Below are 14,346 nucleotides of genomic sequence, written 5' to 3'. Positions count from 1 at the left end.
ATTTTGGCTGATTTAAAAGTTGCATTAGTCGGTAATCCGAATACTGGAAAATCTACCTTGTTTAACCTTTTAACTGGGCTGAACCAAAAAATAGGTAATTTCCCAGGAATAACGGTTGATAAAAAAATCGGATATTGCAGACTTTCGCAAGGACAGACCACTGAAATCATTGACCTGCCAGGTACCTATAGTCTTTATCCTAAAAGCAAGGATGAAAGCATTGTTTTCCAGGTATTAGCAGATAAAAATAATGCCAGCTATCCAGATGTGGTAGTTTTGGTGGCTGATTCGACCAACCTTAGACGTAACTTGCTGCTTTATTCGCAAGTGGCAGATTTGGGTATTCCTATGCTGTTGGTGCTCAATATGGCCGATATGGCCAAGAAAGAAGGCATAAGTATAGATAAAGATAAACTGGCCCAACGTTTGGGAATACAGGTGGTAACCGTTTCTGCTAGAAAGGGCGATGGTTTAACTGAACTAAAACAGGCGATAGCCCAAATGACCCCAATTGCTACCCAAAATAAAGGTGTGGCAGTTGCTGAATTAGCACCAACAGCCATAGAGGCAATTAAAAAAGAGATCGATACCGATAATGATTACTATGCACTTCAGGTATTGCATCAACATGAACATCTAACATTCTTTTCTGGCAAACAACAAGAAGCCATAGAGGCCATTGAGAAGGCCCACGGTTTTGATACTGTAAAATTACAAGGACAGGAAACGGTAGCGCGCTATAAACATTTAAGTACAATTTTAAGTGATGTAGTGGTAGATACTGGGGCCGCCAGAAAATTCACGCTTACCGATAAATTGGATTCGATATTGACCCATCGTATTTGGGGTTTTATTATTTTCTTTTTTATTCTGTTTTTTATTTTCAATGCTATTTTTTCCTGGTCATCTTATCCAATGGATTTAATAGAGGAAGCCTTTGTATGGTTAACGGCATTTGGGCATGAACATCTGCCTGCAGGTGTGCTAACCGACCTCTTATTAGATGGTGTTGTAGCAGGGCTTGGTGGAATTGTGATCTTTATTCCCCAGATTGCTATTTTATTTGCTTTGATCTCCATTTTGGAAGATACAGGCTATATGGCCAGGGTAACGTTTATGATGGACAAGGTAATGCGTAAATTTGGTTTGAGCGGGAAATCTGTTGTACCTATGATTGGAGGAATTGCTTGCGCTGTTCCTTCTATTATGAGCGCCCGAAACATAGAAAGTTGGAAAGACAGGATTATTACCATTATGGTTACACCATTGGTAAGCTGTTCGGCAAGGTTACCTGTTTATACACTTTTGATTTCACTTGTAGTGCCCGATCAAAAAGTACTAGGCTTTTTTAATCTGCAGGGACTAACCTTAATGGCCATGTACCTAATTAGCATTACTGCGGCAATATTGGTTGCATTGGTGTTTAAGTTCATCCTAAAAGCAAAAGAAAAGTCATACTTTATCATGGAATTGCCTGTATACAGGATGCCACGTTGGAAAAATGTACTGTTCACAATGTATGAAAAATCCAAAACCTTTGTTATGGAGGCAGGTAAGGTAATTATTGCCATATCTATTGTACTTTGGGTGATGTCTTCTTATGGCCCTGGCCAACGTTTTGCTGCCATAGAAAAGAAATATGAAACGATAGAAGCAACTTCTACAGACAGTGTGCAGTTGGCTTCATTGGAAAGAGATAGGGCGGCAGAAAAACTGGAAAATTCTTATGCAGGTATTGTTGGACAAACCATAGAGCCATTGATTAAGCCCTTGGGCTACGATTGGAAAATAGGGATTGCACTTATTACCTCGTTTGCTGCCAGAGAAGCCTTTGTGGGGACTATGGCTACCATCTATAGTGTAGATAGTGTGGATGGTGAAGGGGGAGAACTAAGGTTAAGAGATAAGATCGGGGCGGCTAAGGATCCAGAAACGGGCTTGCCAATATTCACCTTTGCGGCAGCTTTTTCCCTGATGTTATTTTATGCCTTCGCCATGCAGTGTATGAGTACCGTAGCGATTGTTTACCGGGAAACCAAATCCTGGAAATGGCCTATCATTCAATTGGTGTATATGACGGTAATGGCTTATGTTGCCGCCTTGATTGCCTATCAGTTGCTGAAGTAACCTGAAAATGAAAATATTATAGCTTTATAATGGCTTTTCTGTCTGTAGTTGAGGACTTTTTGATCAAAAAAATCTTTAAATTGCAAACGGATTTATATATTAACAGTTGGACAAGAAAGAGATCCTAGCCGCTTATATGCCTCCACAGGCAGCTCCTATTATTGCCAAGTGGATAGACTATTTTCAATGCGAATTTAAAATTGCCAAAAATAGGACCACCAAGCTGGGCGATTATCGTCATCCTTTTAGGGAGAGTGGGCATAAAATTTCCGTGAACAATGATCTAAACCCTTATGCTTTTTTGGTCACCACTGTGCATGAGTTTGCACATTTATTAACGTGGAATGACCATAAGAATAAGGTAAAACCCCACGGCGTAGAGTGGAAAGACAATTTTAAAAGAATGATGAAACCTTTTTTCGAATTGCAGGTCTTCCCACCAGATGTTCACTATAGCATTACAGTCTATCTCAATAATCCCGCGGCATCGAGCTGTACGGATCTAACTTTGGCCAGAACGTTAAAAAAATACGATAAGCAGGAGAAAATCATTCATGTAGAGGATTTGCCCATCCATACCACATTTTTTCTTAAGGACGGCCGTAAATTTGAAAGGGGGGAACGTATAAGAAAGCGTTACCGTTGTACCTGTTTAGATAATGGTAAAATTTACCTGTTTAATCCGCTAGCAGAAGTGCTGTTGGAAACGGTTACATAAACCTTATTCTATTAAAAACAGTGGCCATGTTATTTTTAACATAGCCACTGCCCATTCATTATGGTACCATTTGCACTACATCCTTTTCGGAAACATCTGAGCAGATCGCAGGTTTTACTGACTAGCTTAATCTGATTAACTCTTACGAATAAGAAGTTAATGGTTTCGGCTTAAAGTGCTGTACAGGTATTGCCTGTTAAGGTGGCTCCTGCACCAGAAGAACCCGTAATTGTTGATTTAACGCTTGAAGCACTTAGTATACTTAGTGTATATGGAGGGGTAAAGGCATTAACACCATTGCCTGCTGTGGTACCGGTTACGTTAGTGAATACATTGTTTTTGGATTGGACAGCGGTAGGTGCTGGGCTTAATAAAACAATTGGATTTTTCACATTTTCAAATACGTTTGATTCGATGAGCAAATTTGCTTCGAACCCGGCCTGCACACATTTACTACTTACTGTACTGTTAAAGTAGCTGTTTACAATATGTACTTTGCCAAAACGAACCCGAGGCATGCGTTCTACACAGCCCTGGGCCCACCAGCAACGAGCAAATGTGATGTTTAAACTTCCTCTATCTCCGGTAGCACTATCGCTTGAACCTATAAGGTTAGAAAATCTGTGATCGTTGCTGCCTCCTGGACCACCTGCTCTTGGTGCTTTTAGGTAGGTAAATTTAGTCCAGGAAACGGTGATAAAGTCTGATGTGTTTTTCACATCCAGATTGCCATCTAGTCCATCTCTGAATTCACAATGATCAACCCAAACGTTTGTGCAGGCATCTATCGTGAGGTTATCTTGTCCATCTACATCATAAGCTGCTGGGCCATCAAAAATGAGATTTCTGATAAGGATGTTGCTACATCTTTTCATGTACATGATCCCAGAATTAGCGGCAGTTTGATCTGAAGAAGTAAGTCTTGCACCAGACGAGCCAAAAATTGTTTTGCCAGTTTGATCTTGAAAAGTGATCCTGCCACCTGATGGGATCTCGATGGTGCCATTTACTTGTATTACCTTAACACTGGTATTCTGTATGGCTGCTTTAAGGGTGGCATATGTTGTGACTACGGTAGTCGTTGCTGTACCACCACCTAGGGTGCCACCATTCTGCGAGGCCCATCCTTTTGCACCACAAGTAGCCGCTATCGTTGCTCCCGACCCTGTGCTTTTGATGAACCCTTGTGCTTCTTCAGTGATTTCTTCTGTTTTTTCCGAGCCTTTTTTGCAGCTTGGAATAATGCAAACCATTGCAATAGCTATGGCAAAAGCATAATAGATTTTGTTTTTAATGTTCATGGGGTTAATTTGATTTAAGATTTGGTTAATTTGATTTTAAATTTTCATTAGTTAGCCAGAGGATATAGGTTGGTTAACATATAGAATGTTCATACTCTATAATCAAGTTAAATAATAAAATAGAATAAGATCCTAATCCTTAAGGGAATAAAGTGTGCAATCGTTCTCGGGAACGATTGCTTTAGATTCGGTATTTGATCAAGAAACCTCTAGAGGTGAACTAATTAGATTAGTAGCTTAATAGCTTGTTTATGGTTTCTGCCAACCTTGCTTTTGCCATAAAGTTGTCTTCTAAAACCTTGTTCATGGGAATGGCAGTATCCAGACTGGCACAGCGCATAACCGGCGCATCGAGGTGTTCAAAGCAGTGTTCGCTAATCCAGGCGGAAAGCTCTGCACCGAAACCACTGCTTAAGGTATCTTCATGTAGAATAAGCACTCTACCTGTAGCTTTAACGGCCTGCACTACACATTGTGTATCCCAAGGTTGCAGGCTCACCAGATCAACCAAGGTGGCCGAAACTTCAGGATGGGCATTCAAATATTCCAATGCCCAATGTACACCCAGGCCATAGGTAATAATAGAAAGCTGTTCTCCTTTTTTCAATAGGTTTGCCTTTCCAATCTCAATGGTATAGAAACCATCTGGAACCAGGTTGGTTAAACTGCGATATAAATATTTGTGTTCAAAATAAATAACCGGATTTGGTTCTTCAATTGCGGCTAATAGTAAACCTTTCGCATCATAAGGGAAAGCAGGATAAACCACCTTTAGACCTGGTGTTTTAGTGAACCAAGCTTCATTGCTCTGAGAATGGAATGGGCCAGCACCAGTGCCAGCACCTGTAGGCATTCTCACTACCACATCTGCTTTTTCTGCCCAGCGATAGTGTGTTTTGGCTAAATTATTAATGATCTGGTTAAAACCACAGGTTACAAAGTCTGCAAACTGCATTTCTACTACTGCTTTATAGCCGTTGATAGAAAGGCCAAGGGCTGCCCCTACAATGGCAGATTCACAGATAGGGGTGTTGCGTACGCGCTCCTTTCCAAACTCGGCAACAAATCCATCGGTGATTTTAAAAGCACCCCCGTATTCAGCAATATCCTGACCCATAATGATTAAGTTTTTATGGCGCTGCATGGCTATCCTTAAACCGTCACTAATGGCATCTAGATATCTTTTTTCATGTTGCACTTCACTTGGGACATTGGTTTGGTACCGATAGGGATAAAACATATCTTCGATTTCCTGCATAGCATTTGCTATAGGTTCGGATTCTTGAAAAACAGCTTCTACTTCTTGTTCAATTGTTTTCTTGAAATCAGTCCTGATTTCTGAGATCAGTTTTTCTGTTAAGATATTTTCCTCCAACAGATAGTCTTCGAAATTCTTTACGGGGTCTTTCTCTGCCCATTCATCAAATAGATGTTGGGGCACATATTTGGTGCCAGAAGCCTCTTCATGTCCGCGCATTCTAAAGGTTAGGCATTCTACTAAGATGGGTCTTGGGTTGCTCCTGATACTTTGGGCCAGCTCACTTAACTTGTCATGTACTTCTAAAATATTGTTTCCATCTATCTGTATCCCTTCAATACCATAACCAATGGCACGGTCTACCAAATTTTTGCATTTATATTGTTCATTAATAGGGGTTGAAAGGCCGTATCCATTATTTTCTATCAAGAAGATAACAGGTAAGTTCCAGACCGCCGCTACGTTAATGGCCTCATGGAAATCGCCCTCACTGGTGGCACCTTCTCCGGTAAAAACCAAGGTAACTTTTTGTTCTTTTGCTATCAGATCAGCTAATGCGATACCATCTGCCAAGGCCATTTGTGGACCTAGGTGAGATATCATGCCTATAATCTTATAATCTTGCGTGCCAAAATGAAAAGACCTGTCTCGCCCTTTGGTAAAGCCACTCATCTTACCCTGCCATTGAGCCATCAATTTTTTTAGGGGGATATCTCTGGTCGTGAAAACACCAAGGTTACGATGCATGGGTAATATATACTCTTCATTGTTCATGGCAAGTGTGCTGCCTACGGCTATAGCTTCTTGTCCAATTCCCGAAAACCATTTGCCAATTCTACCTTGACGTAAAAGAATGAGCATTTTTTCTTCTACCAAGCGAGGATAAAGCAGTCGTTTGTAGATAGATAATAGCTGCAAATCGTCTTTTTGTTTTCTGTCGAACAGCATAATAGTTTATAAAGTATAAAGTATAAAGATATTGATTATACGTCCAACTCCAAACTTAAGACTTTAAGGCTTAGACTAATAAATGGGGATAGTCAACAAAGACTTAAAATTATAGATTTGACACTTTAATTGAAAAATGACACTACTAGATCTAGCTGCATTCTCATTTTACAACTCTTTGTTTTTTTGGTGTTCTTCCCAACGTTTGGCAAAGGACTTTTCTGCTACTTCTGGCATCTCCCTGTATTTTCCCCAGCTTTTCTTGAAGAAGGTTCTTAAAAAGAAGTTCTTGGCCTTGCCTCCAAAAAAATCCATAAATGAACGTTTTTTCATGCCCTTTTTCCATAAATCCCAGCCCCAATTTTCCAATTTGGTATTGTCATGGTTGTTGGCTGCATCTCTACGGTTCAATAGCAACATTTTGTGGATATCTATCTTTACGGGACAAACTTCTGAACATTTTCCACAAAGGCTGGAAGCATAACTGAGGTGTTTAAATGCTTTCATGCCCTTAAAATGTGGCGTTATAATGGAACCAATCGGCCCACTATAAGTGGTATTATAGGTATGTCCCCCAATATTTTTATACACCGGACAGGCATTTAGGCAAGCACCACAACGTATACAGTATAACGCTTGTCTTTGTTCCTTTTGTGCAAGCAGGTGTGTACGGCCATTGTCCAGTAAAATGACATACATTTCTTCAGGACCATCAGTTTCATGGGCTTGTCGAGGGCCACTTAAAATGGTATTATAGACGGTAAGGTTCTGTCCTGTTCCATGACTGGCCAACAGCGGCCAAAACAGGTCTAGGTCGGAAATGGATGGCACTAATTTTTCGATCCCTACAATGGCGATATGTATTTTGGGAAATGTGGTGGTTAAGCGGGCATTTCCTTCGTTCTCTGTTAAAGCAATGCTACCAGTGTCGGCAATTAAAAAGTTACCTCCGGTAATTCCAATGTCGGCCTTTAGGTACTTTTCGCGAAGCAGTTCACGGGCTTTCTGGGTAAGTTGTTCAGGCGTAGCGTCTATTGGTGTGCCAAACTTTTCATTAAACAATTTGGCAATATCTTCCTTGCTCAGGTGCATAGCCGGCGTAACAATATGATAAGGGGCTTGCCCCAACAATTGTACGATATATTCTCCTAAATCACTTTCTAGGGAATCAATGCCATGTTCCGCTAAAAATTCGTTTAAATGAATTTCTTCGGTAGTCATAGATTTAGATTTGATGACGCTTTTGCCACCAGACCTTTGGATAATTTGTAGGATTTCTTTTTGTGCTTCGGCAGCATCATTGGCCCAGATCACCTTCCCCCCACGTTTTTGAAAATTGGATTCAAATTCAGGTAAAAACTTGTCCAGGTTTTCCATTACCCTCCATTTTACTACATGGGCTTTTCGCTTAGAGGCTTCTAAATTTTCAAACTTCGAAAGACCGCGTTCTACTGCAGCATTGTACTTGCCAATGTTGTAGTTTATTGTGTTACGATGCGGTATATCGAAAGCCTTTTCATCGGCTTTTACTAAAAATTCTTCGGCAACATTCATAAGAGTTCAAATATAGGCAAAAATAGGCGAGGGCTTTAAAGTTTAACGGACAGATGTTGATATAATTATTCAACATCTGGTCATATGACATTCATTTCTTTTAATGGGCAAGCCAAATTGTACCCACTTTTGGAGATGTTGCCCAGACGTTTAATAGGTTCAGGTTGATCCGGTATATTGAATAGAAAATGCCAATTTGGTCGTGAAATAAATCAGTAGTAGAGGATGAGCGCCAGCTACTGCAAACGATCGATCTCTTTCATGTAGGCTAAATATGCTTCCTTGTAGTTTAAGTCCTTATTTTCTTGTTTGGAAATAAATAATAGGAAATCTTCGAGGTCGGCCTCGGTAAAGCCAAGTCTTTTAAATAAGATCTGATCATTTTCCCAGTTTTTGGGATTTACTTTAACAATGGCCATTTGTTTGTAGAGTATAATGCCTTTTCTAAATTCTAAATAGCCAATACCCTGTTTAAAAGTAAGGATGGCATCAATCAGGGTTTTATAGGTTGCAGTGGTATCAATTGTATTTTCGTTAAGTAGGGTATAGAGAATTTGAGGTTTCAGTATTTCTACATCTACACTATCCATCACTATAAAATTTTTGAGTACAGCTATATCCTTCAGGAAAAGCGTATCGCTAGCTTTTAAATGAGTTGTTAAAAAATTAGGCTGCTTTTTAAGTAATTCCCGGGAGCTTACACCTTCTTGGGCATATACAAAAGTGCTTAAGATAAATAGTAAAATTGCCATCAGGCCTGTAATGAATCGATATTTTTTCATGGATGCAACAAAGATATGCTTTAAATAAAAAATCCCGTTAGTTTACCTAACGGGATTTCTTTATGCTTAAATGATGGGGTTAGTTTCTTTTACCGCCATCATCTTTCTTATCAACAAAAGGTCGTTTTTCTCCATTTGCGATTTCCCATGCAGTGTAAAAAATTAACTGGGCACGCTTGGCCAACAAAGGAAAGTTAATTTTGCTCACTTCATCTCCAGGTTGGTGGTAGTCCTGCTCTAGCATTCCATCATAATAGAAAATTACCGGGATGCCAAGCTTGGCAAAGTTATAGTGGTCTGAACGATAATAGATTTGGTTAGGATCTTTTGGATCATCATATTTGTAATCTAACTTTAATTTGGTGTACGTGTTATTCACCTTCTCACTCAAATCTCCCAATTGGGTACTTAATTTATAGGAACCAACAGAGTACACATAGTTAGCGCTATCCGGTTTACCAAGATATTCTTCTCCAATACGTCCAATCATATCTGTATTGAGATTTACTATGGTGTTTTCTACTGGAAATACGGGGTGTTCTGAATACCATTCAGAACCTAACAGTCCTTTTTCTTCCCCGCAAACGGTCATGAATAAGATGCTTCTTTTGGGGCCTTTTCCTGCTTTTTTTGCTTTTGAAAAAGCTTCGGCCATTAAAAGTACGCCAGTAGTGCCAGAGCCATCGTCATCTGCACCATTATTTACTTTGTCTTTTGCATTGGGATCGTTCACTAATCCAATATGGTCATAGTGACCTGTAAGTACAAGTATTTCATTTTTTAGTTTAGGATCAGAGCCTTCCAGAAAGCCGAGTACATTTTCTGCTCGTACCTCAACTTTCTTTTTTTGTGCTTTTGCAATGATATTTACATTGAAAGTTTGGCTGGCAGGCTTACCTGTTTGGTTAATTTTATTGATGACAGCATCAACAGATGTGTTTCCGGTGCTTAAAATTTCATTGGCGGTTTCTTTAGAGATAGTCAAAGAAACAAACGCTGGTTGTTTCTTTAAGTTTTCTGCAGTGGCGGCATTTTGTAGCATCAACCTGCTATTAGCTGAAGCAATTTTAGTTTGTTCAGGAATATTGTTGAAGTTTAGGTCAATGAAAATAATCGCCTTCGGTTTTCCCGCTAGAAGATTGTTAATCATTTTTTGTCTGGCCAGCATTGCGGCCCTAGGGCTAACTTTTTTGCCATCAGTAGCCTTAAAAGCATTGGGTTCTCCAGATGAGAATACCATTACTGCTTTTCCTTCAATATTCACTCCTTCTAAATCGTTATAGCCATCTCTAGATAATCCATAGCCTACAAAGACCACTTCGTTTATTGCCAGGTCTAAACCTGCTAAACTAACGCTGTTATTGGCAATTTGAAAGTCTTTGTAAACCTGTTTTTCCTTGCCATTAAGTACTAAAGTACTATTTACAACATTGTAGCTGGATAGGCCAACTTTTTGAAAATAGGGATCAGTGCTACCCTTTACAGGGCCTGTTAAGCCAAAGCTTTGGAATTGCTTCTTGATATACTCTGCCGCCATCCAAGCTCCCTTCTTGCCTGTTTCACGACCTTCATATTCATCTGAGGCAAGAATAGACAAGTGTGCATAAGCTCTATCCTTGTTGACTGGATCACTAAATTTTATGGCCGTTTTATCTTGTGCCATAGTACCAAGACTCATCATTAAGGCGAGTCCGGTATATAAGAACTTTTTATTCATTTTTATTAGTTAAGGTTATGCTTAATTAGTTTTTGATTAGCAGGATATTTTGTTAACCCTATTTTCATGCCTACCCCCTTCAAAAGGGGTTTCGAGAAAGGTTGTTACCATTTCTTTAGCAAGTTCCGTTGTCACAAAGCGGGCAGGGATGCAAATCACATTCGCATTGTTATGTTGTCTGGCCAATGAGGCAATTTCTGTTAACCAACATACTGCTGCCCTAATTCCCTGGTGTTTATTGGCCGTAATGGATACGCCTTGTGCACTTCCACATACCAGTATCCCAAAATCAAATTCTTTGTTTTCTACAGCACTGGCTACAGGATGAGCAAAATCAGGATAGTCAACAGAATCTGTGCTATAAGTACCAAAATCTTTTACTTCATAATGGATAAGAAATTCCTTTAAAATTTCCTTGTACTCAAATCCTGCATGATCGGCACCGATGGCAAGCTTTAATTTGTTAGCTGTAGACATATTCAAATGTATATAGAATTATATATTTCGATGGTAAATATTTTGTTGCTTTGGTCGTGATATTGACCGTTTCAAAACTATTTTATTGAATTAGCGGATGATTATTTTTTATAAAAGGCAAGTTCGGCTTTCTGTTTCTTTTTTTCTATTCGTGCCGATATCATGATACTTAGTTCATATAACAAGAACAGAGGGAAAGCCACAATGAGCATAGTATATGGATCGGCAGTAGGTGTAACTACCGCGGCCACTATCAGAATTAGAACAGCCGCATACCTTCTGGTAGATCTCATGAACTTTGGTGTCATGATCCCTAGTTTAGATAGGATATAGATCACTACCGGTAATTGGAAAATAATACCCGAGCCAATGGTTAAGGTTAACACTGTAGATAAGTAGGAAGAAATGGTAAAAGTATTTTCAATACTGGTATCCACAGTATAATTGATCAAAAAGTTAATGGACAAAGGGCAAATGAGGTAATAGCCAAACAATAAGCCTAATGCAAATAGGAATGAAGCAAAGAAAACAAAGCCGCTGGCAGATTTTCTTTCATTTTCCAATAAGGCCGGTTTGATAAACAACCATATTTCAAATAATAAATAAGGAATGCCCAAGATGATGCCCGCCATAATACAGGAGTTCATTTGAAGGGTAAACTGCCCCGACATTTCGGTATTGATGATTTTTGCCTTAATGTCCGTAATGCAGAATTCGTTGCCAATGGAAGGGAATGCCTCTACGAGCTTACACATCATACGATAAGTCCAAAAATCTGCGTTTTTAGGTGCCATGATTACATCATGCCAAATAAAATCAGTAAAATAAAAAGCCAAACATACCAACAATGTAATAACGGCCAATGCTCTCAGCAAATGTTTGCGTAATACATCTAAATGATCGAAGAAGGACATTTCTGCCTCTAAACTTTTTCCTTTGTTCTTTATCGAATCGATTAAATCTTTGGTTCTATTGTTGCTCATTGCATTTATTTATAAACAAAAATACCATTCTATTTGAAATGGAATGGTATTAAGAATATAAAAATATCCAATAGGATAATTTATTAACATTTAAACTACAGAGAGAAGCTATTCTACCCTAAAGTTTTTACTTAGGTTGCCAATCTGTACCTTAAATTCTCCAGGCTCTACCACCGTAATATGATGAAGATTGGTGAATGAGAAATCTTTCTTATTGAGTTTGAAAGTTATGGTCTGCTTTTCACCCGGCTTAAGGTTAATTTTTTCGAAACCACGAAGTCTTTTTACATCTGGTGTTAACGAGGCATATAGATCACTCAGATAAAGTTCAACTACTTCTTTACCCTCTCTGCTGCCCGTATTGCTTACTTCAACAGAAACGATTAGTTCTTGATCGGCTTTAATTTTTTCGGCACTTAGTTTTAAGTTATCGAATTTAAAAGTGGTATAACTTAAGCCAAAGCCAAATTCATATTGCGGATTATAGTCCGCATCGTAATTGTAAACCCCTTGCATTACCTCTCTGTTTTCGGAAGGTTTATGGCTGTAGCCTACTAGCGAATTAGGGAACTTAGGATAGTTATAGGGTAGTTTTCCAGAAGGGTTAACCTCACCAAAAATAATATCAGCCAAAGCATCGCCCCCATAATTTCCAGGTAAATAGGTTTGTATAACAGCAGCCATTTGTGGTTCAAATTTGCTGATCAACCTAGGTCTACCTTCATTGAGTACCAAAATGATTGGTTTGCCAGTGGCCGCTAATTGCAATGCCAACTTTGTTTGCAGGTCAGAAATATATAAATCACTTAAATTGCCTGGACTTTCGGTATAAGAGTTTTCTCCCAGACAAAGCACAATGGCATCAGCATCTTTGGCTGCTTTTATGGCATGGTCAATTCCATTTTCAAATTCCTCGAAATATTTGCCCTCCATTTTATAGCTTACCCCCTCTACAAAAGTTACATTGTCCTGTCCTGTTTTTTGTGTAATTGCCTCTAGAATAGTGTGGTATTTAGCCGCAAACTCCTCTACTTTTTCTCCTTGCCATGAATAGGTCCAGCCACCATTAAGTGTACGCATGGAGTTGGCGTTTGGACCTGTCACTAATAGTTTTGTGCCCTTTTTTAGGGGAAGTATGCTCTTGACATTTTTTAATAGCGTTATCGACTCTGCCGCAGTTTGATAAGCAGCTTGCTCAAACTCTTTGCTGCCAAATTTTGGATATTGTTTAAAATCGTGGACGGGTTGTTCAAATAAACCTAATTGATATTTTAAGGTTAGTATATGTGTAACAGCATCATTGATCCTGGATTCTTTAACCTTTCCCTCTTTGACCAGTGCAATGAGGTTATCGCAGAATCTTTCATAGTCATAGGCAATCATTGACATATCAATTCCAGCATTAATGGCCAACATAATGGCTTCTTTATGGTCTTTAGCTACGCGGTCTCTGGTATGTAGATTTTCTATATCCCCCCAATCGGTAACAATTAGGCCTTTAAAGCCCAGTTCTTCTCTTAAAAGTTTGGTCAATAACTGGTAATTGGCATGTACTGGTACACCGTTAATTATGCCAGAGTTAATCATAATGCTATGAGCTCCAGCTGCTATAGCGGCTTTAAATGGAGGAAGATGGTAATCTCTTAGTACATGATCTGGAATATAGGCTGGAGTTCTATCTTTACCAGAAGTAGCTACTTGATAGCCCAGAAAGTGTTTGATACAAGAAGCTACCCGATAAGGGTCGGCAATATTGTTACCTTCAAATCCCTTTACCATTTGTAGGCCTAGTTCAGCAATGAGATAAGGGTCTTCGCCAAAAGTTTCCCATTGACGTGGAAAGCGCGGATCTGGGGAAAGATCTAACACTGGCGAGAAATTCCAGGGAATGGCACTTGCCCGGGTTTCATAGGCGGTAATTTCTGCTCCTTTGTAAACCAAATCTCTATTACGGGTTGCGGCCTGTCCAATTTGCTGGGGAAACATGGTGGCATCGGCGGTATAGGTGGCACCATGTATGGCATCAATGCCGTAAAGTACGGGAATATTTAAACGACCTTTACCCGTTTCCTGTATTTTATTAATGATCTGGTACCATACTTCCCTGGTACGAGCCCTATTGTTTGCCGTGTTGAGCACAGAACCTACCTTATACTTTATTAAGGCATGTTCTAGCTGTTGCTGATTTAATGTTATGGGCTCATAGCTACTATATCTATCTTTACCATTGGTCAGTACATCCATGGTGATCTGGGCCATTTGACCTACCTTTTCTGCTAAAGTCATTTTAGCCAATAAGGCTTTCACCTTTTGGTCGATAACAGGATTGGTCTTTTGTTGTGCAGATGCAAATAAGGACAGTGCAATAAGTGGAACCGTTAAAAATGTTTTTTTCATGTGTTAAATTCCTAATGCTTCGGTATAATTTCAGGGTTTGTGTGTTAAAAAACTCCTTCCCAAAAAAGGGAAGGAGTAGAGAAT

The 14,346-nt window shown here is 39.3% G+C and carries 10 protein-coding genes; 2 read left to right on the top strand and 8 right to left on the bottom strand.

Features of this window, described 5'->3' with window-relative positions; translation table 11 throughout:
• Entirely contained in the window at positions 1–2,127 is a 2,127-nt protein-coding gene (gene feoB, locus JHD79_RS02985) for a ferrous iron transport protein B (protein WP_199117751.1), read from the top strand.
• A gap of 106 nt (positions 2,128–2,233) precedes the next feature.
• Positions 2,234–2,845: a SprT-like domain-containing protein gene (locus JHD79_RS02980; RefSeq protein ID WP_233164537.1), complete on the top strand. Its 612-nt coding sequence runs from the start codon at positions 2,234–2,236 to the stop codon at positions 2,843–2,845.
• A 170-nt stretch (positions 2,846–3,015) separates the two neighbouring features.
• Here JHD79_RS02980 and JHD79_RS02975 read toward each other — a convergent pair whose 3' ends face one another.
• The 8 genes from JHD79_RS02975 to JHD79_RS02940 all read right to left on the bottom strand — a co-directional run bounded on the left by JHD79_RS02975 (position 3,016) and on the right by JHD79_RS02940 (position 14,262).
• Positions 3,016–4,146, bottom strand: a complete 1,131-nt coding sequence (locus JHD79_RS02975; RefSeq protein ID WP_199117665.1) for a polysaccharide lyase family 1 protein — start codon at positions 4,144–4,146, stop codon at positions 3,016–3,018.
• A 229-nt stretch (positions 4,147–4,375) separates the two neighbouring features.
• Entirely contained in the window at positions 4,376–6,352 is a 1,977-nt protein-coding gene (locus JHD79_RS02970; protein ID WP_199117663.1) for a thiamine pyrophosphate-dependent enzyme, read from the bottom strand.
• A gap of 168 nt (positions 6,353–6,520) precedes the next feature.
• Complete coding sequence (locus JHD79_RS02965) at positions 6,521–7,906, bottom strand: LutB/LldF family L-lactate oxidation iron-sulfur protein (RefSeq protein ID WP_199117661.1); 1,386 nt, start codon at positions 7,904–7,906, stop codon at positions 6,521–6,523.
• Positions 7,907–8,142: 236 nt separating this feature from the next.
• Positions 8,143–8,688, bottom strand: coding sequence for a hypothetical protein (locus tag JHD79_RS02960; RefSeq protein WP_233164536.1), 546 nt, complete (start codon positions 8,686–8,688; stop codon positions 8,143–8,145).
• A 79-nt stretch (positions 8,689–8,767) separates the two neighbouring features.
• The gene (locus JHD79_RS02955) at positions 8,768–10,405 is read right to left on the bottom strand and encodes a M28 family peptidase (protein ID WP_199117657.1); all 1,638 of its coding nucleotides are present in this window, start codon (positions 10,403–10,405) and stop codon (positions 8,768–8,770) included.
• Between the two features lie 36 nt (positions 10,406–10,441).
• Entirely contained in the window at positions 10,442–10,882 is a 441-nt protein-coding gene (gene rpiB, locus JHD79_RS02950) for a ribose 5-phosphate isomerase B (RefSeq protein WP_199117654.1), read from the bottom strand.
• Between the two features lie 101 nt (positions 10,883–10,983).
• On the bottom strand, positions 10,984–11,865 hold the full coding sequence (tatC, locus tag JHD79_RS02945; protein WP_199117652.1) for a twin-arginine translocase subunit TatC: 882 nt from the start codon (positions 11,863–11,865) through the stop codon (positions 10,984–10,986).
• 108 nt (positions 11,866–11,973) lie between these two features.
• Positions 11,974–14,262, bottom strand: a complete 2,289-nt coding sequence (locus tag JHD79_RS02940) for a glycoside hydrolase family 3 N-terminal domain-containing protein (RefSeq protein WP_199117650.1) — start codon at positions 14,260–14,262, stop codon at positions 11,974–11,976.
• Positions 14,263–14,346: the final 84 nt, after the last annotated feature.

The organism is Pedobacter sp. ASV28 (assembly GCF_016428855.1).
In the GTDB taxonomy this organism is placed as follows: domain Bacteria; phylum Bacteroidota; class Bacteroidia; order Sphingobacteriales; family Sphingobacteriaceae; genus Pedobacter.
This window is presented reverse-complemented; position numbering and strand designations above follow the sequence as displayed.